Annotated in this window: 20 protein-coding genes; 12 read left to right on the forward strand and 8 right to left on the reverse strand. The window is 43.1% G+C overall.

Annotated features, from left to right (window positions below; genetic code table 11):
* Positions 1–824 (forward strand): DUF3134 family protein (locus AM228_RS35710; RefSeq protein WP_231636945.1); only part of this gene is annotated, 824 nt, incomplete at its 5' end.
* A gap of 149 nt (positions 825–973) precedes the next feature.
* Here AM228_RS35710 and AM228_RS25390 read toward each other — a convergent pair.
* The 3 genes from AM228_RS25390 to AM228_RS25400 form a co-directional block, all read right to left on the reverse strand.
* On the reverse strand, positions 974–1,363 hold the full coding sequence (locus tag AM228_RS25390; RefSeq protein WP_231636946.1) for a hypothetical protein: 390 nt from the start codon (positions 1,361–1,363) through the stop codon (positions 974–976).
* Between the two features lie 28 nt (positions 1,364–1,391).
* Positions 1,392–2,192: a DUF5131 family protein gene (locus AM228_RS25395; protein WP_054469713.1), complete on the reverse strand. Its 801-nt coding sequence runs from the start codon at positions 2,190–2,192 to the stop codon at positions 1,392–1,394.
* A 249-nt stretch (positions 2,193–2,441) separates the two neighbouring features.
* Positions 2,442–3,566: an NAD(P)/FAD-dependent oxidoreductase gene (locus tag AM228_RS25400; protein ID WP_054469714.1), complete on the reverse strand. Its 1,125-nt coding sequence runs from the start codon at positions 3,564–3,566 to the stop codon at positions 2,442–2,444.
* A 261-nt stretch (positions 3,567–3,827) separates the two neighbouring features.
* Between AM228_RS25400 and AM228_RS25405 the strand changes: the two genes are divergently transcribed.
* The 8 genes from AM228_RS25405 to AM228_RS25440 all read left to right on the forward strand — a co-directional run bounded on the left by AM228_RS25405 (position 3,828) and on the right by AM228_RS25440 (position 10,613).
* The gene (locus AM228_RS25405) at positions 3,828–4,670 is read left to right on the forward strand and encodes a YaaW family protein (RefSeq protein WP_054469715.1); all 843 of its coding nucleotides are present in this window, start codon (positions 3,828–3,830) and stop codon (positions 4,668–4,670) included.
* Between the two features lie 127 nt (positions 4,671–4,797).
* Positions 4,798–5,193, forward strand: coding sequence for a papain fold toxin domain-containing protein (locus tag AM228_RS25410; protein WP_054469716.1), 396 nt, complete (start codon positions 4,798–4,800; stop codon positions 5,191–5,193).
* An 11-nt stretch (positions 5,194–5,204) separates the two neighbouring features.
* Positions 5,205–5,549, forward strand: coding sequence for a hypothetical protein (locus AM228_RS25415; protein WP_054469717.1), 345 nt, complete (start codon positions 5,205–5,207; stop codon positions 5,547–5,549).
* 171 nt (positions 5,550–5,720) lie between these two features.
* Positions 5,721–6,011, forward strand: a complete 291-nt coding sequence (locus tag AM228_RS25420) for a hypothetical protein (protein ID WP_054469718.1) — start codon at positions 5,721–5,723, stop codon at positions 6,009–6,011.
* Positions 5,995–6,384 carry a DUF6516 family protein gene (locus AM228_RS25425; protein WP_197285412.1) on the forward strand — a complete coding sequence of 130 codons (390 nt, stop codon included), beginning with the start codon at positions 5,995–5,997 and terminating at the stop codon, positions 6,382–6,384. Before AM228_RS25420 ends, AM228_RS25425 begins: the two co-directional genes overlap by 17 nt.
* 53 nt (positions 6,385–6,437) lie before the next feature.
* The gene (locus AM228_RS25430) at positions 6,438–7,868 is read left to right on the forward strand and encodes an O-antigen ligase (RefSeq protein WP_054469720.1); all 1,431 of its coding nucleotides are present in this window, start codon (positions 6,438–6,440) and stop codon (positions 7,866–7,868) included.
* Between the two features lie 26 nt (positions 7,869–7,894).
* On the forward strand, positions 7,895–9,511 hold the full coding sequence (locus tag AM228_RS25435; RefSeq protein WP_054469721.1) for an SDR family NAD(P)-dependent oxidoreductase: 1,617 nt from the start codon (positions 7,895–7,897) through the stop codon (positions 9,509–9,511).
* Positions 9,512–9,653: 142 nt separating this feature from the next.
* Positions 9,654–10,613, forward strand: a complete 960-nt coding sequence (locus tag AM228_RS25440) for a DUF362 domain-containing protein (RefSeq protein WP_054469722.1) — start codon at positions 9,654–9,656, stop codon at positions 10,611–10,613.
* Between the two features lie 250 nt (positions 10,614–10,863).
* Here the strand turns inward: AM228_RS25440 and AM228_RS25445 are convergent, their stop codons facing one another.
* Together AM228_RS25445 and AM228_RS25450 are read right to left on the reverse strand one after the other, a co-directional pair.
* The gene (locus AM228_RS25445; RefSeq protein ID WP_054469723.1) at positions 10,864–12,162 is read right to left on the reverse strand and encodes a type IV pilus twitching motility protein PilT; all 1,299 of its coding nucleotides are present in this window, start codon (positions 12,160–12,162) and stop codon (positions 10,864–10,866) included.
* A gap of 285 nt (positions 12,163–12,447) precedes the next feature.
* Positions 12,448–14,211 (reverse strand): WG repeat-containing protein, encoded by a 1,764-nt coding sequence (locus tag AM228_RS25450; RefSeq protein ID WP_054469724.1) that lies wholly within the window; start codon positions 14,209–14,211, stop codon positions 12,448–12,450.
* Between the two features lie 200 nt (positions 14,212–14,411).
* Between AM228_RS25450 and AM228_RS25455 the strand changes: the two genes are divergently transcribed.
* The 3 genes from AM228_RS25455 (at position 14,412) to AM228_RS25465 (ending at position 16,554) form a co-directional block, all read left to right on the forward strand.
* Positions 14,412–15,176: a pentapeptide repeat-containing protein gene (locus AM228_RS25455; protein ID WP_054469725.1), complete on the forward strand. Its 765-nt coding sequence runs from the start codon at positions 14,412–14,414 to the stop codon at positions 15,174–15,176.
* A gap of 176 nt (positions 15,177–15,352) precedes the next feature.
* Complete coding sequence (locus tag AM228_RS25460) at positions 15,353–15,535, forward strand: hypothetical protein (protein ID WP_054469726.1); 183 nt, start codon at positions 15,353–15,355, stop codon at positions 15,533–15,535.
* Positions 15,536–15,801: 266 nt separating this feature from the next.
* A complete protein-coding gene (locus tag AM228_RS25465; protein WP_054469727.1) occupies positions 15,802–16,554 on the forward strand; it encodes a M50 family metallopeptidase in 753 nt (250 codons plus the stop codon).
* 109 nt (positions 16,555–16,663) lie between these two features.
* Here the strand turns inward: AM228_RS25465 and AM228_RS25470 are convergent, their stop codons facing one another.
* From AM228_RS25470 to AM228_RS25480, 3 genes are all read right to left on the reverse strand, one after another.
* On the reverse strand, positions 16,664–18,436 hold the full coding sequence (locus tag AM228_RS25470) for a ribonuclease J (protein ID WP_054469728.1): 1,773 nt from the start codon (positions 18,434–18,436) through the stop codon (positions 16,664–16,666).
* A 279-nt stretch (positions 18,437–18,715) separates the two neighbouring features.
* Positions 18,716–19,600: a 4-hydroxy-tetrahydrodipicolinate synthase gene (gene dapA / locus AM228_RS25475; protein ID WP_054469737.1), complete on the reverse strand. Its 885-nt coding sequence runs from the start codon at positions 19,598–19,600 to the stop codon at positions 18,716–18,718.
* Positions 19,601–19,847: 247 nt separating this feature from the next.
* Positions 19,848–20,870, reverse strand: coding sequence for an aspartate-semialdehyde dehydrogenase (locus AM228_RS25480; protein ID WP_054469729.1), 1,023 nt, complete (start codon positions 20,868–20,870; stop codon positions 19,848–19,850).
* Positions 20,871–21,504: the final 634 nt, after the last annotated feature.

The raw sequence follows: 21,504 nt of genomic DNA on the forward strand, positions 1-21,504 counted from the left end.
TCGATTCGGAATCTGAATCAGAAGATTTTCTATCAGAAGAATCAGCAGAATCAGAATCCCCGGATGAACCGGAAACTGAAACTGAGGCGATCGATTCGGAAACTGAATCAGAAGATTCTTTAGAATCAGCAAAATCAGAATCCCCGGATGAACCGGAAACGGAAACTGAGGCGATCGATTCGGAACCAGAATCAGAAGATTTTCTATCAGAAGAATCAGCAGAATCAGAATCCCCGGATGAACCGGAAACTGAAACTGAGGCAATTGATTCGGAACCAGAATCAGAAGATTTTCTATCAGAAGAATCAGCAGAATCAGAATCCCCGGATGAACCGGAAACTGAAACTGAGGCGATCGATTCGGAATCTGAATCAGAAGATTTTCTATCAGAAGAATCAGCAGAATCAGAATCCCCGGATGAACCGGAAACGGAAACTGAGGCGATCGATTCGGAAACTAAACCAGAAGATTCTATGGAAACTGAGGCGATCGATTCGGAACCTGAACAACCTGAAGCAACTGTTAATCGTCAACCTCAACCAACACAGACTTATTCTATTCCACAACAATCACCAGAATATCTAACACCTATAAACAACCCTTCCCTAACTCAAACACCGCGTTATCAAATCGCGGATGTGATTCCTTTAGAATATGAGACTTCTATTTTAGATTGGTTGGAAAGAAGCGGTCGATTGATGGATAGAACCAGTGAAACTGATGAAAGTCTGCTGGACTCTGAGGAAGAAATTGCCGAACTGATTGAGAATGATGGCAAATATGATGATGATGATGATGACGACATCCTGGTGGATGATGATTAAAGCATAAAATCTTAAACAAGCATGGGTTCAAGAAGAGGAAAAACCCCGTCAGCATCCAAATACAGAAACCGGGTTGATTTTCGGGAAATCACAGATAACTGTGGGAGGCAAAAAAGAAACCCGGTTTCTTGCTATTTTTTAACTCATTCCTATTGTAGATATTCCAGAATGAGTAACCGCAGGTAATCTAACATCCGAATATAAGATTTAATCAAGTTATATTCTTCAGCCTCGAAATATAACTTAGCAATGACCGGAACTGCAAAAATCCGCATAATTCGCAATTTATTTATTACCTGTTCTGCATTTTCAATTCCACCTCTAGCTTCAAGTTGACTGGCATATCCCCGCAGTTCGACGGTTAACAGTTCAATTTCTTCTAAAGCTGTAAATTCTTCATCAGTTGTAGAGATAGTCGCTAATTGCTTTCGTTCTGATTTGGTTTGGCGATATAGCTGATTTAATTGCTCTAAAAAATTAATCAAATATTTTTTATCGATAGGATTTAGTTGAGCGATCGCTGTTGAGTTATTCATCATTCACTCTATCAGTGACTATTTTTTATTTTTATAATTTATCAAAAATATTAACTTTATACTTTAGATATTTGTTTTTATCAACTTGCCTAGATTTAAACGGGACGTTTTCCCAACTCTGACGGTGTTTTTTCCACGCTTCTGGCATTTCGTCCCAAATTTTATCATCTAATAATCTGCCATTGGCTTTTGGAGTTCTACCGCCCCACTGCTTAAAGAAAAATGCCACCCCAGCTTCTTGACATCGATCGCGGATATTTTCCACCCATTCTGATTCCATTGGTCGGTGTTTATTGCCCGACTCACCCCCCACAATCACCCAATGAATATCCGTTAAATCTAAATCTAATGGCCCTAAGAGTGGTTCGCAGGAAAGAAAGCGCACATTAGCCGGGACTTGTCGCAAATAATCCACCCGTTGCACATAATTCTGATTCTCCACAGATACTCCCATCCAGATATTTTCATGCCAGTTTAACTTTGGGGCAAGTGACCGTAAACGCTCGTGTCTTTTAGTTAAGATTTGATAAATATGCCAAGGAGTTTTTTCTATGACTTGAAACACCTCTTGGATAAAATCTAGAGGAATATCTTCGTGAAACAAATCGCTCATAGAATTCACAAATATTCGACTAGGTTTGCGCCACTTTAAGGGTTCGGTTAACCGCTCTGGATAGAGAGTTACATTAAACCCATTAGGGAAATTCGTATGAAACCTTTTTGTCAGGGCTTCCGCATAACAATGGGTGCAACCTGGACTAATTTTAGTACATCCCGTGGTGGGGTTCCAGGTGCGATCAGTCCATTCAATTCCGGTATTAATACTAGACATATTTTATTGAGTGCTTTGCCGATTTTTCTAACAATAGCTTATCATGTATTGAATAAAAAATCAAGCTATTATTTCATTATCATAAAATTTACCACAGAGACACAGAGAACACCGATAAATTAGATAGCAGAAATAAAGGGATATAATTTTTGAGGAGAGAAATCGGGTTTCTTGGTTATCTTTATATCTAATTTCCTCTTTTCTCTCTCCTCTCTCATTAGCATCCTCTTTTTAGCCGAATCGCGGTAATTATCCGGCAATTCTATGCCAAAAACTAGCCAAAGGTGGCAGGGGAAATTCCTGCAATTGTCCATTGATCCACCGGGCAGCTTCAAAACCAGAACGTAACGCCCCTTCGATTTGATTTCCCCCACACCAATCACCGGCACAAACTAACGGTAACGGACTATCGGCAATTAAGATTTCTTCCGGTAAAGGACGGCGACAAAAAGCATAACGCCAACGGTGAATTTGCACCCATTCCGGGGCATTTAACCAGGGAATTGTGCATTCCGCCGCCCGGTCTAACATTCGATTCGCGCAGCGATCCGCTTTCGCGGAATCGCCTGCGGGTTGTAAATCCGTCGCCTCTAAATAATTTTGGGCAAATTCGGCGCTACTATGCAGGACAAATACAGGTTGTTTTGCCCCCTTGCGTTTGCTGCTATCCCAAGCGATCCAAGCGAGGGGGTCATTTGGGGGAAAGAATAAACCCCGCCAAACCGGATTTTGTTGGGCTAAATCTTGTTGTCTGGCGGCGGGATAGCCAGCCATGACCGCGATACAAGGGTCAAATTCCACCGATCGCACTTTGTCAAGCACTGCCGAAGAAACTCCCGTGGCTTCTGGTTCCAAAAGCGTCAAAGCTTGGGGCGCAGGAATGGCCATCACCAGAGTTCGCGCTGCTACTTCCGTTGACTCTAACTCTGATGTCGCTTCCAGGGTAATTTGCCAGATGAGATTATTTCTATCGGGATAAATCTTTTCTACTCGTCCGCTGAAGCAAATATTCAAGCCCGTCCCCAGAAATTTCCCCACGGCATTCATCCCTTCTGGGGCGATATAATAAGGACACCAATTAGAATCGGCGATTAATTCCCCATTGTCGGGATTGAATTGGTACAAGCGATCGGTCCAAGGCTGCACAATGTGATGACTTGATAACACCATCACCAATTGATGTAACAAATCAGTGTTTGGCTTGAGAAACCGCGCCCCATGATCGGCGCGAGTCTCTGGTAATCGGCGAGTCGCCACTCGACCACCGACCCCACGAGATTTTTCTAGAACCACCACCTGATATCCGAGTTGTTGTAACTGCTGGGCACAGGTTAAACCCGCCATTCCCGCGCCAATCACTGCGACATCAAACATGAAAGTTTTCCTAGATATCCTGGATGTTTTTAGTAACAATCAATATGTTAATTTATTGTGAATTCATCGATCGTCATCAAAGGGCGATCCGAGGCAATTATCTGACTCTGTTGAGCCGTTATGCTCAATGCGAGCGGTAAATTTGCGAAAAATTTGCTAAAATTTAACCAAAAATGCCCGTCGTAAAATAATCATATATAATAACCTGCCTAGATTAATTGGATTAAATTTAGGTAGAAAAATCAAGGGAGGTGGCTAAAGTTGGATGAACTAAGAACAGTGCTAGAGTTGGCGACAGAAGAAGAATTAAAACAATTGACCGATATTCTATTCCGCCCCAAGTTTAATCCCCTGGATTATGTGCAAACCCCACACCCCCTGGACATTCAAAGCCGCGATCGCGCAGTTTGGTTGGATGCGATCGAACAGCGATTTAGATTTTTGGCCGCTGATGGCTTTACGGTACTGAGGGGTGAAACCCATCAATTTACTTATCGCCAAGCCCTAATTCAAGTTTGTAAATATTTGAATATTTCTTATTCGCCAAAACTTTCGACCACGGATTTAGAAGCGGAAGTTTTCCTACATTTAATGGGACGGGCTTGGAAACAGTTACCGGAAAGCGAACAAAAGTCTTTAACCCTCAGAATTCAGCGATCGCTTGCCAGTAGTAACTTTTCTCAACCATTGCCTTTAGCAGTACAAAAAGATCCGTTGGGCATATTCGTCAAAGGCGGTTGCGCGTTGGCGGTAAATTCTTTAATTAAGCCCATGCTTTTGCAACAAATTGCCCGTCAATTTGCCATTCAATTTGCCAAATATCAAATTGCCAAACAAGCCCTAGTTCGCGGCGGAACCATCGCCGCAACTCAGTTGCAAAACTATGTAACTTTACATACGGCCCGCCGAGGAATGGCCTTAACTGCTGGACGTTATGGGGCAGTTCGGAGTGTGTTTGCGTTTTTAGGCCCCGCTTTATGGACTTGGTTTTTAGCCGATTTAGGTTGGCGGGCGATCGCCACTAATTATGGGCGAATTATCCCCACAATTTTTGCTTTAGCCCAAATTCGCCTGACCCGGACTGAATGTTGGGAATTAGCTTAAATAATCCCTTAAATAAACCCTTAAATAATCCCTTAATGGTGATGGGATGAAGGCGATCGCGCCCTTTGAGAAAGCGATCGCTTCTTTGGGTAAAAGCCTAATTAAAATACAGACTTATTCTGGTTGAATGAATAAAGAAAACAACCATTACAATAATGTGTCAGATTTGGTACTTCGTCAAAAAATTACGGCGATCGCCGAGTGCTTTCAACTCTTTGAATGCATCCAATGTGCAACAGCCATTGAGAAATTTCTCCTTTCTCAAAATATTCATGGTAAAATTGTCAGCATTTACACAGGTAGCAGCAAAAAACCCTTCGGCAACATTTATCACGAGCGCCTTCAAAAAAATATTTCAACCAACGGAAGGCACATGGCGATCGCTGTTGAAATCAACAGTCAAGAACTGATTTTTGACAACATTCACCCTGAAGGAATTTCCCGTTCGGACTGGATGAATAACTTATATAGTCCTATTCAGGATTTAGGCGGCGAGTTTCAAATTACAGAAATCGATTTTTAAGGAGATAGTTTATGCTAGATTTATACGATATCATCCGCAAGATTGAAAAACGGCCTGCCATGTATCTGGGACAACCATCAATTACCCACTTACAAAGTTTCTTAGCAGGTTATTTTTTTGCGCGGCATCAACTTGGAGAAGTCGAAACGGAGCAAGAGAAACAGTTTGCCAATTTTGACCCTTGGATTCAAGAAAAATTTAAGATTACATCTAGCCAATCTTGGGACAAAATAATTTTATTTTTCTCACAGGACGAGCGTCAAGCCCTAGATTTATTTTTTGAACTTTTTAATGAGTTTGCGAGAGTCGATGACAATGTAGAAATTCCTGGTTTGACCCATTCGATTCATCGTTGAATAAATTGCTAAATACATAGCCCCTATATGCCGCTTCGTAACAGGTTGCGGAATTAATTTTTGCTTGCTATTATTGCCAAATTAGCAAGCGATCGCCTGATAAAATCAAAAATCAGTAACTAATCCCCCAGTAAAAAATAGTCAAATTCACAGCATCAGGAGAAAAAAATCATGGCTGAACTCAAACTAAGAGCAAAAAATCCAGAATCACTCAAACGAATTATTCAAAGTGCTTTATCAGAAAGACTACAAAGTGTAAACGCCGGAATAAAAGCTACCCAAAAACGGCTTCAGGAATTTGAAACCAAATATCAATTATCCACCGAGGAATTTATCACCCGGTTTAACAATGATGAATTACCCCATAGTTTTGACTTTGATGAATGGATCGGAGAATATCGAATGCTGACCCATTTACAACAAACCAAAGAGTCGATAGAGGAAATTGATTTTGTTAATTGAAGATTATTTTCAGCAAGTTCAGATGTTACTTGCATCATCGGCAATCGTCAAAATATTTAATCTAGACTGCGATCGAAGAGGAATGTATGAAGGTTTCATTCGAGGAAAAATTGATTTTCCAGATAATTCTTTCTTGTATTTCCGAGAATTTGTCTATACGGAAATATCCATCGATAGAAAAATGTATAGTTATCAATATATGAATTCACAGAAGGACCTAATTTTTCGCTATGACAATACGGAACACCATCGCAAATTAAATCTTCCTACCTTTCCTCATCATAAACATGATGGCAGTGAGGATAATGTAATTAAATCAGATGCTCCTTTTTTAGCTGAGGTACTCAATGAGGTAAAAAAAATATTAGGATAGTGCGATGTCTGCGGCGGTAGAATCGCTTTTTTTTATACGGACAGTCTTGTTGCATGAAACTATTACAACCACATCCTGACCCCCGTTTGCAACGATGGTGGAACATAGCCCAATTCGGGTTACTTTTATTACCCATGAGTCCTTTACTCGCGGGGATTTCTCTATTATTCGCCCTAGGGGGAACTTGGAAAAACTACCCCCAACAAATCCACCAAAGCAAAATTAATCAAGGCTTCGCACTCTTAGCCGCACTCCTAGTCATCAGTGCGACTTTAGCGGCAGATAAAATCGCCGCATTGCTAGGCTTATTTAATTTTTTACCTTTCTTTGCCTTTTTTGCTGCCTTCACCGTACTAATTCAAACCCCGCAACAATTGCGACGCATGGCCTGGATTTTGTTAATTGGCTCAATTCCCGTAGTAATAATTGGCTTTGGTCAGCTATTTTGGGGCTGGACTGGCCCGGTAAAATTAGGGCTAATTATTGATTGGCCGATCGCACCAATGGGGACGCCCCCCGGTCGCATGGCTTCCGTATTTGCTTATGCCAATGTTTTAGCCAGTTACTTTTTAATTCCGTTTATTTTAGGACTCGGACTCTGGATTGAAGAAACCCAAGCCCTCAAACAGCGGCAGCAAATACCTACCCAACAAGAAATGGTCAGAGATCCCCGCGATCCCCGAATTGTCAGAGTGGTGAACTTGAACTCCACAGAAGACGCGAGTCAAATGTGGATGCGCTGGCTATTTTTAACCCTGGCAATATTGGGAAATGGCATTGCCCTGATTTTGACTAACTCGCGCAATGGTTGGGCGATCGCCCTCCTTGCCCTAATTGCCTTTGCCCTGTACCAAGGCTGGCGCTGGATCCTAGGCGTGGTCGCCGCCGTTGTCACCGCCATACTGGGTGCAGCCTTTGGCCCAAACCCAATCCAGGGATGGTTAAGGGCGATCGTCCCCGCTTACTTTTGGGCTAGAATCAACGACGACCTGTTTCCCGATCGCCACATAGGGACTTTACGCATCACTCAATGGAAATTTGCCGGAAACATGACCTTAGAAAAGCCCTTAACGGGCTGGGGATTACGCAGTTTTCCCCCACTCTACGAAGCCCAAACCCAAGTCTATATGGGACATCCCCACAACTTATTCTTAATGCTGTCTGCGGAAACCGGCATTCCCGCCACCTTATTATTATCTGGTATAGTTGCTTGGGTCGTAGCCCAAGGCATATTATTATTGCGTAATTGGTCGATCGATTCGGACAGCGAAAGTAAAGTAATTCCCTTTTTCCAAGATCGATTAATTTTCTTTAGTTACCTCATCACCTTTATCGGCTGTATCTTATTTCATGTATTAGATGTCCCTCTCTTTGACTCCCGGATTAACATTCTCGGTTGGCTATTATTGGCCGCAATTTCGGGAGTGGTAGCGCGATCGCTGAGAGAACATCAAGGGAACATCAAATCATTCATCCACTCATAAAGTCACAGAATCAGAAAAATTAACTTATGCAAGTATCTATTATTACCGGGGGAAATTCAGGGGTTGGCTTAATGACAGCGGTGGGATTAGCCCAACTAGGCCATCATGTCTTCATTGCTTGTCGTTCTGCAAAAAAAGCCGCAAAAGCGATCGCCTATATCCGGGAAAAAACCGACAACCCAAACATCGAATACTTACCGTTAAATCTAGCCTCACTAGAATCAGTCCGTCACTGTGTTCAACTCTTTTTAGACAAAAACTTACCCTTAAATATTTTAGTCAACAATGCCGGAATATTCAACGGCAGAGGCGTCACGGAAGAAGGATTTGAGGTAATTTGGGGAACCAACTACTTAGGGCACTTTTTGCTAACTTACTTACTATTGGAAAAATTACAACAATCCGCCCCTAGTCGGCTGGTCATGGTATCCTCAGATTTAGCCTTAAAACCGACTCGAATCCAATGGGATTTATTTGTTAAACCAACCCCATTTAATTTTATCGAATTATATAATCAGTCTAAACTTTGTTTATTACTCTTAACCCAACAAATCGCGCAAAAATTCACCAACATTAACGTCAATGCGGTGCATCCGGGATATGTCCAATCCAATATTACCATTGGTCATCAATTGAGTAAATACTTAGGTGTGGGAATTAGTCCAGAAAAAGGTGCTTATAGTAGCTTACTCTGTGCCACCTCTCCAGAATTTGCATCCATTACCGGGAAATTTTTCGATCAAAACGGCGCCGAAATACCTTGGCCACCCTTAGCCCAAAACCATAATTTATGTCAAGAACTATGGGAAAAAAGTTTATCCTGGACTGGCGGGATGCCAACGGTTGAAACCAAGCAAGAACCCAAGCAAAAACCCAAGCAAGAACCCAAGCAAATTTATTATGATGGCACCGATGAAATTTGGGGGCCTTATGCCCTCAATTTAACTCAAGAGCAAATAGCGCAGATTTCTCAGCATATTCTGAAAAAAGTCTTGCCCAAACCGCCTGTCAAACTTTTACTAATTCAAGGATTAAAATCGCTGTTACGCTTACAATTTGGCTCCCTAATGTTGCTGTTAGTCCAATGTTATAAGCGGCAATTTTACATGGAAAGACACTTAGACAGTCCGCCAATATTGGACTTGTGTAAAGACGACAACTTACTGGCGGTATTGAAAAAATATCTCGGCGAAAATTTTCACCTATGGCGTTCGGAGTTATGGGTTAATTATCCCTCCCGTCAACTCATCCCATTTTGGCATCGAGATATTTATCCAAATTTACTGTCCGGGGAAGGAAAAAGCATTAATATTTATATTGCATTAACCGATGTCACCGAAAGGAATGGCTTTGAATATATTCCCAAAATAGAATTAGATCAATGTAAAATTCAAGTCACCGATCCATTTAGCGGCAATCATTTTTTTAATGTTCCTAATGCCGTTAAAGAAAAAGCAATACCCGTGGTATTAAAACCCGGTAATTTTATTGTATTTACGGATAATTTGGTGCATCGTTCTGTTTATAACACCAGTGGCAAAGTGCGTCTGTCTCTGACTTTAAGAATCGCCCAAAAAACGGTAAAAGTTTTACCAGGATATAGTCCAAATTATCACGATCCCATATCTTTATCGGGTAATTAGACTTTAAATGAGATTAAATTAGATGGAAAATTAGAATTTGGCCGAATCCAAAAATCCCGTGTTAGAATTAAGACTTATCTCCCCACCTTGGGGAAATTAATTGCAGAGAAACCCCTAAATAAACTTATCCAAACGATTACTTATGTCCACAGTCAGTTTAATTCGAGCCAATTCCTATCAAATAGAAACCTTGTCAGCTTCTCTAGAAACCTTGCTCGAACCATTGGGGGGCATGGGTGCTTTTGTGAAACCAGGCGATCGCGTCTTATTAAAGCCCAATTTACTCACCGGAGCTCGACCCACCAAAGAATGTGTCACCCGTGGGGAAATGGTCTATTGTGTGGCCAAAATGGTGCAAGCGGTGGGGGGAAAACCGTTTATGGGAGATAGTCCAGCTTTTGGCAGCGCTAAGGGAGTGGCTGAAGCAAATGGTTATTTACCTTTACTGGAAGAGTTAAATATTCCCATTGTGGAATTTAACGGCAAACGCTATCAAACAGTCAGCGAAGAATTTAACCATTTACGCTTATCAAAACAGGCAATGGAAGCGGACGTGGTGATTAATTTACCTAAAATCAAATCCCATGCTCAATTAACCATGACAATGGGAGTCAAGAATCTGTTTGGTTGTGTACCGGGAAAAATGAAAGCTTGGTGGCACATGGAAGCAGGAAAAGATGCCAACCATTTCGGCCTTATGTTAGTGGAAACAGCGCGGGTGATCGCCCCTGATTTAACCATTGTGGACGCAATTATTGGCCATGAAGGAAATGGGCCAAGTGGCGGCGAACCCAGGGAATTAGGGGTTTTAGCCGCTTCTCCCGATGTATTTGCCTGCGATCGCGCCTTAATTGAAATCGTCAATGTTGACCCAAACATAATCCCCACCATTACCGCATCTCAACGACTAGGATTATGTCCCGAATTAGCGGACATTCATTTTCCCTTAGAACATCCTGATACTTTAAAAATTACCGATTGGAAACTCCCGGATAATTTAATCCCCATTGACTTTGGTTTACCCCGTGTGGTGAGATCGACCTTCAAACATCTCTATATCCGGTTTATCAAAGAACCGATGAAAACCTACGCCACTCGATAAAAGCAAAATTGATTATTGACCACAAAGACACGAATAACACAAAGAAAAAGTGGATTTTCATCTCTGGGTTATTTGTGTCTTTGTAATGAGTAAAACTCTCAGGAAATATATGGGCGATAGATCGCTATGAATAATTCAGGGAATATAACCAGATTCTTGCTCTAAAATAGGTTATTCGTAATTTTTTATTCCTCTGCCAACCTCCAACAACGAATAAGCCATAACCAACCACCAAGAATAACCAAACTAATTAAAATTTAGCTTCATATCTACCTTCAAAATCACGGGGAGAGTTGTGGGCTTCAAAGCCTCCGGTACGAATCAGACGATCCAATTCTGTCGGATCCGGCGATGCTTTCTTAGCCTGTTCTTCGGTAATCAGTGCTTTCATCAGAGTGCGATATAATGCCTGATTCATGGTTTGCATTCCTTCATGGGTATCGCTTTGCATTAATAAGAAAGCATTCTCTTCTTCCCCTTTCATTAAGTAATCTTGCATGGCCGGTGTATTGATTAAAATATCGTGAACGGCGATGCGTCCTCCGTCAGCAGTGGGCACCAAAACCTGAGAGACTACCGCCATTAAAGATTCCACAATTTGAATCCGCATGGCGTGTTCTTCTTCAGGGGGAAAAAGGTTTAATAAACGGTTCACCGAATTAATCGCACTGCGGGTGTGCAAAGTGCCCAAGACTAAGTGACCTGTTTGCGCCGCTTGTAGGGCAATATTAACGGTGATGCGATCGCGCATTTCCCCAATCAGAATCACATCTGGATCTTCCCGTAAAGCTGCCCGTAAACTTACGTGAAAATCTTGAGTATGCATCCCCACTTCTCGTTGACTAATCAAACAGGTGTGAGAGGAGTGAACATATTCGATCGGATCTTCAATGGTAATGACGTGCTTATAGATGGTTTCGTTTAAATAACGCATCATCGCCGCCAAAGTCGTAGATTTCCCCGAACCAGTCGGCCCAGTAACCAGAATTAAACCTTGGTGAATACTAATGATTTTCTTCAAAACCGGCGGTAATCTCAATTGGTCGATTGAGGGAATATGCAAAGTAATCAATCGTAAGACGATCGCCCCACCATTGAGGGTTTGAAAACAATTAATCCGACATCTGACCAAACCCGGATAATAAATGGCGGCATCTATTTCTTGGTTTTCGTCAAATTTTTTTCGCTGTGCCGGAGTGAGAATCTCTTGCAGATATTTTTCCAACAGTTCTGGAGTCACCACCGGAAAATTATCGGCGCGAATCATTTCGCCGTTAATCCGAAACCTAGGCACTTCGCCGACACGAATATGAATATCCGATACTTTTTGTTCATAAGCACTTCTCACCATCGGCTCAATTAACTTTTCCGAGGTTTGCTGTTTTAATTGGGCGGCTTTTTGCCTAATTAAACCAGAGTGATGGCCTTGTTCTGGAATCCCTTTACCGGGCACAGGCGCCGGTGGCGGGGCTTTCGGGGGCGGCGGTGGGGGAATTCTTCCAGGGGTGGGAGGCTTGGCTTTCTGCGCTGTGCGATTTTGGGTATCCATAATTTTGGTGCTGCAATTGAGGAGTTTTACTGATGGAAAAATAAACGACAGATTCCAGAATTCGGCAAATCGTTTCTACTTTGTCTCACAATTCCTGGACTTGTCTGTAAATTTACTTATATTGTAAAAAAAAATATCGCCAATGGGCGATCGCTTAATTTTTTGTTACTTTTGTTGCGAGTATTTACGGAGACGAGGGCAGTCGGGGTCAACGACTGCTGACCCCTCCCCGCATGACCAGGAACGCAACCCCCATCCGCCAAACGCTGATGGATTAACGATCGATCAACGTTTGATAAAATTACCCATCTTATCAATATACCCACGGTTGCCGGATAAATTAACTAAAGCCAAACCATTGATAAAGGGAAAAGCCAAATCATATTGCGGGGGAATCACAAAGCGATCGCTCACATCAATATAACCCCATTTATAGCCCATTTTCACAGGACATAAATGCTCAGAAAATTTACCAATTTTATCATACTTAGGCTCAATAATTAATTGACCAATCTGGTTAATTAATCCCCACTTATTAAATTGGTTAATTGCCGCGAAACCCCCATAAAAATCATCGGCTTGATCAAATTCTAGAGCAATAGCAATTTGACCTTTTTTGTCAATAAAACCCCATTTGTAACCGATTTTTACCCGGGCTAAACCCTGAGAAAAGTGGCTGGCTTCCTCAAATTCTGGGGAAATTGCCACTTGACCAGTTTTGTCAATAAACCCATAACGATGCCCACCCCCGAAAAATATGGTCTTGAAGCGAGCCAGACCCCCGGAAAAATGACTAGCCCAGCCCGATACTACCTGGCGATCGCCCGGAGGAGAAATCACAATATTGCCAGTTTTATCAATATAATGCCATTGGTCATTAATCGCCACTGCCGCTAACCCTTCATGGAAGTTCATCGCTTGAGAAAATTGTGGTGAAATCGCCATCTCCCCAGAGCGATTAATATAGCCATATTTACTACCTATTTGAACTCTGGCTAATCCTTCACTAAAAGTTGAAGCCTGATCGAACTTTGGCGAAATCACAAAAGTGGCTTCCTCGTTAATATAGCCCCATTTTTTCCCAACTTTAACCGCTGCCAAACCGCCGACAAATTCATAAGCTAGATTAAATTCTGGCTGAATCACCAGTTTGCCGTAACGGTCTTGATAACCATAAGCTTGATCCACTTGCACCGGCAACGGGGAAACCCTCGGTTGTGCTTGAGGCACTGTCATCATCAGCGCTTCTAACGCTTCCTCTGCATTCAGATAGCGCCGATTAAAGTCATAGCAGATCAATTTATTCAAAAACTTGACCAGGGCTTCACTCACCTGTACCTGTGTCCGATCGCGCCAAACAATTTCTAACGTATCTGGGTCTTTGGGCAATTGATACGGCGGTATCCCTGTCAGGGCAAAAATCGCGATCGCACCCACCGCATAAAGATCGCTGGCCAATTTTGGCACCCCCAGATATTGCTCGCTGGGCATATAACCAGCAATGCCCACAGGTGCGCGGCTAGTAGCTTGCCAAAACTCATCTAAAACCAGGGTACTGACCCGCTCAATATTACCAAAATTCGTCAAAATCAGTTTGCCATCACTTTGGCGACGCCAAACATTCTCTGGACAAAGATTCAAATGAATCACTTTTTGCTGATGTAGCAGTGCCACTAATTCCAAAATCTCTTTGAGCAGTTCGATCGTATCCGCTTCTGACCACTGCCGACCAACCGTCACCTCCTGACTCAAAGGATGACCCTCGATCGCCTCTTCCACCAGATACAAGCTGCGATCGTCCTCAAAATAATCGATAATATCGGGAATTTGACTGTGATAGTTCGCTAATTGAAAAATTTCTCCCACCGCTTCCCGGAATAACCGCCCGATTTCTTTTTGCATAGTTTCCACGAGAAACTGCCTGACGATATACTTAGGCGGTAGGGGCTGTTCTGCCAAGGTATCCTCAGCCAGATAAACTTTCTGCCGAACAGCCGATAGCAATTCCTGAATTATTTTGTAGCGCGATCGCAAAGTTTGTCCAATCATAGCCAGTATTCAATAAATCTCTAATAAATTTTCCGTTATTTTCCAAAAGCGGATTGCTACCGCACACGCAAATTGCCACCAATTCTAGCAAATCGGTGCAAATCGGTTAGCCCTGGAAGTGTGATCGCTATTGCGATCACTATAATTTGAAAATATACCCCTACTAAATCAACCTATCGCTGATACTGATGGCAGGTCTTATGAAGATAACAAATATCATCCCCCTAGCGGTACTCAGTACCCTTTGTTTCGCTCCCGTCGCCACCGCCGAAAACTTTCAGCACACCCGCCAACTCCTTTCCACCAAACAATGTCCTGGCTGCGATCTCAGTGGGGCCGGTTTGGTCATGGCCAACTTACCCAACGCCAACCTCAGCCAAGCCATTTTAACTCGTGCCAACCTCAGTCGAGCCATCTTAAGTTATGCGGACTTTAGCGGCGCCGATCTCCGAGGCACCTCTTTTTTCGGCGCCGATCTCAGTGGCGCCAATTTTAAAGGCGCGGATCTCCGAGGCGCGGATCTCCGAGGGGCTTACCTAGCAGACGCGGATTTAACCGATGCTCAGTTAAACGGGGCCAACTTACAGGGGGCGATTGGCACCCCAGCAGCGTTCTTAAAAGTTGAAGATGTTTATAACTGGGGCGTTACTGCTGCCCAACAAAACAACCTGCCCAAAGCCATTGACTTTTTTAACCAAGCTTTGGCACTTAATGAGGAGTTTGCCCCCGCTTATTTAGCTCGAAGCATTGTGCAATTACAAATGGGCAAAACCCAACCAGCCCGGGCAGATGCAGAAATCGCCTCCCAATTATTTGCCGCGCAAAATAACGTCCAAGCCTTTGAAACCAGCCAACAGTTATTAGCTCAGATTGAATTGGTGGAAAATCCCCCCAAACAGGGCGGGAGCAATGTCCTCCAGACCATTACTTCTCTGGGTTTAAGTATTCTCCAGTTGATGTTTTAGCGCATTTTGGCACCCATATCCATTGTCAACTCAAACCATCGGCGATCGCCGTCACAAAACTTCTCTGAATATATCACCATTTTCAGAGATAGCGATCGCCCACGGTGGCTCAAAAATCCTTGATTATACAGATATAGGCAATCCCATTGTTGACTATACCAGGAAGGATCACAAATATGCTCAGAAAACTATTACTCGCCGCCACCATCACGTTATCTTTACATTTATTTTTATCAGTCAACTCTACATCTCAAAGCAATTTCAACCAGCGAGCGGCACAAAATACCACCCAACCAACCCTAATCAGTACCTTACAACTAGAGTCCGCACCGACAATCAGTGAAAATACTCAAAATTAGGGTTGATTTGTTATTGGTTGTTGGTTCTTTGTTGTTTGTTTACCATTCCCGGTGGGTTGTTCCCTATTGGTTTCTGTTGGTTGTTTGTTGTCCTAAGATTATATTATAATCCATATATTAGAACCGCTCGCTGTTTAGTCCCTGTTTAATCGCTGTTTAGTCGTGGTGTTGCTCCAGAAAAATCAGGGCGTGTTTTTTTGGGTATTGATTAGAATAATTGATTAAAATAAAGATATTAAACGAAATACAGTGATTAGGTATCTTCAATGAAAAACTTCTCGGATATCCCAGACCCAGTTTCTGGAAAAAGCATATCACCAAATACCGTAGAAAAAATGGGCTTAAGTTGGTTAATTATTGCCGCGATCACCACAGTCGTATTATGGCAATTTCCCTGGGGGAATTATATTTTATACCCCTTCACAATTTTAGCCACATGGTTTCACGAAATGGGGCATGGTTTAGCCGCAATTATACTCGGAGGGAACTTTCAAAAATTAGTCCTCTACCAGAACGGCAGTGGACTAGCTCAACATAGCGGAAAATTATTTCTAGGCCCAATTGGTCGGGCTTTAGTTGCTGCCGCTGGACTCATGGGGCCGCCCATTGCTGGAGCATTGTTTATTATCGCTAGTAGGAAATTTCGGCACGCCCATTATAGTCTGATATTTTTAGGGGGAATACTTCTCCTTTCCGTATTTTTATGGGTGCGATCGCTATTTGGCATCATCGCCATTTCTTTACTCGGAATCACCATCCTTATCATTGCCCTGAAAAGCCCCAAATGGTTACAAGGATTTGCCATTCAATTCCTCGGTACACAAGCCTGTATCAGTACCTTCCATCAACTTGACTACTTATTTACTCATAGCGTCACCATTGGCGGTCGAAATATGCTTTCTGACACAGGTCAAATCGCCGAACAACTCTTATTACCTTATTGGTTTTGGGGCAGTTTAATCGCCGCCACATCATTTCTTCTCTTAGTTCAAAGCCTGCGAATTGCCTATCGTCAATAAAGATAAATGTAGGGTGGGGAAAAACATTTCAATAAAAATCAATGTAGGGTGGGCAAATGTTTTTGCCCACCCTACTACTTTTGCTACTAATGCAAGCTAGTCAGAAAGACTAAGAAGCCACTTTCGCCGCACTGCGGGTACGGCGCCGTCCGGTTGTCGTTTTCACCGGAGGTTCTTGGGGAGTTTGCATCAAGAACACCAACAAAGGATTACTTTGGAATTTGCGACGCAATTGGCGAACCAGTTCTCGTTCCACCTGAACCCGCAGACCTTCCCAGTCAACGTCCACATTGCCATCATCAAAAGATTCGGCAAAATCACTCCAGTGACTGCTCAGAAGTTCTTCAATCTTGTCTTGTACCCAAACCTGAAGATGAGAATGTTCCAGGGAAGAAACGACCCCGCGCAAATGAACCTCCGGTTGAGCAACCAAGGATCCATTCCAGCCGATCGCCGCTGCCACAGTCACTACACCATCTTCCGCTAACTGTTGCCGTTCCTTGAGCACATTATCTTTGACCACACCCACACGGGAAGAATCCACCAGTTCAATTCCCGAAGGGACTTTATCAACAATGCCAATAGAATCTTCCGTCAGTTCCACCACATCGCCATTGTTGATAATCACCATATTTTCTGGGGGAATCCCCATACTTTGCGCAGTTTGTGCGTGCTTAACCAGCATCCGATATTCCCCATGCACCGGCAAGAAAAATTTCGGACGAGTCAGGGCAATCATTAACTTCTGGTCTTCCTGACAGCCGTGACCAGAAACGTGAATTCCTTTATCTCGGCCATAAATCACGTTCGCACCTTGCTGCATCAGTTTATCAATGGTATTAACCACCGCGATCGTATTACCGGGAATGGGGTTGGCCGAAAAGACCACCGTATCCCCAGAACGAATTTTGATTTTGCGGTGTTCGCCGTTGGCGATGCGATTTAAGGCTGACATCGGTTCTCCTTGAGATCCGGTGGTTAAAATCAACACCTGATGATCCGGTAAATTCCGAATCCCATGCAAAGGTTGAAATAGACTATCTTCACATTTGATATATCCCAAATTCCGGGCATGGGCAATCACATTTAACATCGATCGCCCCACCACCGAGACAGTCCGACCATGCTTCTGGGCTAACTGCAAAACAATATTCAATCGGTGTACCGAGGAAGCAAAAGTAGTGACTAATAACCGTCCCGCAGCTTGAGCAAAAATTCGGTCTAAATTCGGATAAACGGAACTTTCCGACGGAGTAAAGCCCGGAACTTCGGCGTTAGTTGAATCACTAATTAAACAAAGCACACCCTTTTCCCCATGTTCCGCCAATTTTTGCAAATCAAACGGTTGACCATCTACGGGGGTGTGATCGATTTTAAAGTCACCCGTATGAATCACCACGCCCAATGGGGTATGAATCGCCACCGTAAAACTATCCACAATTGAGTGGGTATTGCGGATATATTCAACTAAGAAAGATTTGCCAATGCGGACAATATCCCGGGGTCGAATAGATCGCAACTCAGTGCGATCGCTCACCCCGGCTTCTTCTAATTTTCCTTCTAACAAACTCATCGCCAATCGTGGCCCATAGATCACCGGAATATCAAATTGCTTTAAATGAAAAGCAATCCCCCCAATATGATCCTCATGGCCGTGAGTCACAATCATCCCCTTGATCTTATGGCGATTTTCTCGCAAATAAGTCATATCGGGTAAAACAATGTTAACGCCGTGCATCCCATCCGTAGGAAACGCTAAACCGGCATCTAACAAAATAATTTCATCTTTGTACTCAAAGACGCAAGTATTCTTGCCAATTTCATGAAGTCCGCCTAAAGGTATAATTTTTAGGGCGGCACTTGAGTTATTGTTCTTACTCATTTTTAATTAGGTTTCTAGGTTTTTCAGAAATTTCAGAAAAAAGGTAAATAGATGTTCATTAGAAAAGTATCAATAAGGAAACATGAAGCCTGAGCCTCAGCCGTCAGACTTCATATCTTCTAAACACTTTAGACAGCTATTTAATATTGTCCAGTTAATATTGTCCAGAATTGTCCATAGCTACAACATAGCTACAACATAGCTACAACATAGCTACAACATAGCTACAACATAACTACAACATAGCTAAAACATAGCTAAAACATAGCTAAAACATAGCTAAAGTAGATTCAGTTCCTTCATCACTGCGGCTAATTTTTGGGTAATTTCCTCTGGCGGATCGCACAAAGGTAAACGAGTCGAACCCACATCCCAGCCTTGGAGTTTTAAAGCCATTTTTACCGGAATGGGATTCGTCGTCAAAAATAACGTTTTAAACAATGGATATAGAGTTCGATCAATTTCCGCAGCGCGTTGAACTTCACCCTTTTCAAAAGCTTGCACCATCTCTTGTAATTGGTTGCCCACGAGATGAGCCGCTACACTAATAACCCCTTTCCCCCCAATGGACATCAGGGGCAAAGTGAGAGAATCATCTCCTGAATAAATCGCAAATTCCGGGGAAGTTAAGCGGCGAATTTGACTTGCTTGATCCAAATTCCCACTAGCTTCTTTAATCCCCACAATATTAGGAATTTCTGCTAAACGAGCCACGGTTTCTGGGGTCATATTTTGACCCGTTCTTCCCGGAATGTTGTACAGAATTAAGGGCAGTTCGGGACAAGCAGCCGCCACCGCCGCAAAATGCTGATAGAGTCCTTCTTGTGGGGGTTTATTGTAATAAGGAACCACTTGCAAAGACCCGTCAATTCCCAGTTTAGCCGCTTCTTCAGTGGCCGAGATCGCCTCACGAGTGGAGTTTGACCCAGTACCCACCAGAACCTTAGCTTTTCCTGCTACAGCATTTTTAACCACGCGAAATAATTCAAATTCTTCTGCCCGAGTTAAAGTCGGAGACTCCCCTGTGGTGCCGCATACCAACACCGTATCGGTGCCATTTTCTGCCAAATAAACCGCTAATTTTTCAGCCACATCATAATTCACATCACCGTTGGCTTTAAACGGCGTAATCATCGCGGTGAAAACACGTCCAAAATTTACCACACTGACTTCTTGCACTCCTTATTATTTGTCATCTAATTGAGCCTGCCATCATCCATCAGCACTTCATGGTTGAATCGGCACTTTATTGAATCGGCAATCACTGGCGCTGATGGCATAATGGTCATAGATTCGCCGTACTCATCAAAGCAAGGGAAATTTTGGCAAATTTCTCTTGCCTATAATCAGTTAAACTAATCCGTTTGGCCTCTCAAATTAAGCAGTCACCCGAAAGTGGCTGTCGGTTTAATTAAAGTTTAATTAAATCTTTGGCGGCTAATAACTCCGCAATTTGGACCGCATTTAAAGCTGCCCCCTTACGAATTTGATCGCCACAGATCCACATTTCTAAACCACAAGGATGAGAAATATCTTGACGAATTCGACCCACCAACACCGGATCCTGTCCGGTGGCATCGATGGGCATAGGGAAATAATTCGCTTCCCAATCTTCCACCAACTTCACCCCAGGAGAGTTGGCCAAAATTTCTCTGACCTTTGTGACACTAAAAGGTTCTTTAAATTCTAAGTTAATCGCTTCTGAGTGAGCCCGCAATACAGGAACTCGCACACAAGTCGCCGTGACTTTGAGATCCGGAGCGTTAAATATCTTGCGAGTTTCTTTCACCATTTTCATTTCTTCCTCACAATATCCCACATCGTTGAGGGAAGAATTATGCGGGAATAAATTAAAGGCTAAAGGATAAGGAAATGCTTCGGTTTTGGGGGTTTCTCCTTGCAAAATGGCGATCGCCTGAGCTTTCACCTCTTCCATTGCCCGCGCCCCAGCACCACTGGCGGATTGATAAGTAGCCACGACGATCCGCTGAATTGGCTGCACCTGATGCAACGGCCAAATAGCTACCGTCATCAAAATCGTCGTGCAGTTGGGGTTGGCAATAATTCCTTGGTGCATGGCCGCCGCCTCTGGGTTCACCTCTGGCACCACCAAAGGCACATTGGGATCCATGCGAAAGGCACTGGAGTTATCAATCACGACGGCTCCCGCTTCCACCGCTTTCGGTGCCCACACTTTAGAAGTGGAACCTCCCGCTGAGGCTAATACCAGATCCACATGATTAAATGAATCTTCTGCCACCGCCACCACGGGCAACTCCTCTCCTTTAAAGGCCAGGGTTTTGCCCGCTGAACGAGGGGAAGCCAAAAGTTTCAAATCCGCCAACGGAAATTCCCGCTCGGCGAGTAATTCTAGCAACTCTGCGCCAACTGCACCTGTAGCGCCTAAAATGGCGACTCGATATGATTTGGACAAGTCTATTTCCTCCTAGTTATTCGTTCGGATGATTGTTAAAAGTAATTAATTTTAATTTTTTTTTTGATAAATTTATCTCATAAGATATCGGGAAATCCCCATGATGCGATGAGAATTATATAATGACTATCATTTTCATCCTAATACGCTCTTGATTGACATTGATTGATATATTTTCTTTATATTTGTGATATTTGTGGCAATGGTAGCGTATTTACAGAAATCAGCATAAGTTCACAATATACTAGGTATCATAGGATTACAATCTTTTGTATTTTTGTTGCTCTGTTAAATTACACATTGGCTGGGTTTAGGCAATCTGCTCTGGAAATTTAAAGGCGAAGCCTTAAGGGTCGTTCGACAAAAGCAAAGCGTTGTACCTCACTTTAGAGAAAAATCCTAGATGATGTCGATCATTATTTATGTGGTTACATTATCACACAAACAATTCGATTCCGTGCCGATCAGGATCTCTTTTACATACTTGGGCGTTGAACCCCCAAAGCACCACACAATAGAACGACACAATTCAGGCGATCGCCCCTGCCCTCCCGGAAAGGCAGCACCCGCAAGCCGGAAATTAATCCGTTAGATCCGGTAGCCCAAACCACTCAAAGCTCAGGATTACAGAGAC

It is taken from the genome of Planktothricoides sp. SR001 (assembly GCF_001276715.1).
GTDB classification, from domain to species: domain Bacteria; phylum Cyanobacteriota; class Cyanobacteriia; order Cyanobacteriales; family Laspinemataceae; genus Planktothricoides; species Planktothricoides raciborskii.

Bases quoted from the DNA above. Each gene is read 5' to 3' on its own strand.
- AM228_RS25395 (WP_054469713.1), bottom strand. From the start codon at position 2,192: ATGTCTAGTATTAATACCGGAATTGAATGGACTGATCGCACCTGGAAC.
- AM228_RS25430 (WP_054469720.1), top strand. From the start codon at position 6,438: ATGAAACTATTACAACCACATCCTGACCCCCGTTTGCAACGATGGTGG.
- AM228_RS25415 (WP_054469717.1), top strand. From the start codon at position 5,205: ATGCTAGATTTATACGATATCATCCGCAAGATTGAAAAACGGCCTGCC.
- AM228_RS25450 (WP_054469724.1), bottom strand. From the start codon at position 14,211: ATGATTGGACAAACTTTGCGATCGCGCTACAAAATAATTCAGGAATTG.
- AM228_RS25465 (WP_054469727.1), top strand. From the start codon at position 15,802: ATGAAAAACTTCTCGGATATCCCAGACCCAGTTTCTGGAAAAAGCATA.
- AM228_RS25455 (WP_054469725.1), top strand. From the start codon at position 14,412: ATGAAGATAACAAATATCATCCCCCTAGCGGTACTCAGTACCCTTTGT.
- AM228_RS25440 (WP_054469722.1), top strand. From the start codon at position 9,654: ATGTCCACAGTCAGTTTAATTCGAGCCAATTCCTATCAAATAGAAACC.
- AM228_RS25445 (WP_054469723.1), bottom strand. From the start codon at position 12,162: ATGGATACCCAAAATCGCACAGCGCAGAAAGCCAAGCCTCCCACCCCT.
- AM228_RS25470 (WP_054469728.1), bottom strand. From the start codon at position 18,436: ATGAGTAAGAACAATAACTCAAGTGCCGCCCTAAAAATTATACCTTTA.
- AM228_RS25400 (WP_054469714.1), bottom strand. From the start codon at position 3,566: ATGTTTGATGTCGCAGTGATTGGCGCGGGAATGGCGGGTTTAACCTGT.
- AM228_RS25435 (WP_054469721.1), top strand. From the start codon at position 7,895: ATGCAAGTATCTATTATTACCGGGGGAAATTCAGGGGTTGGCTTAATG.
- AM228_RS25390 (WP_231636946.1), bottom strand. From the start codon at position 1,363: ATGATGAATAACTCAACAGCGATCGCTCAACTAAATCCTATCGATAAA.
- AM228_RS25410 (WP_054469716.1), top strand. From the start codon at position 4,798: ATGAATAAAGAAAACAACCATTACAATAATGTGTCAGATTTGGTACTT.
- AM228_RS25460 (WP_054469726.1), top strand. From the start codon at position 15,353: ATGCTCAGAAAACTATTACTCGCCGCCACCATCACGTTATCTTTACAT.
- AM228_RS25420 (WP_054469718.1), top strand. From the start codon at position 5,721: ATGGCTGAACTCAAACTAAGAGCAAAAAATCCAGAATCACTCAAACGA.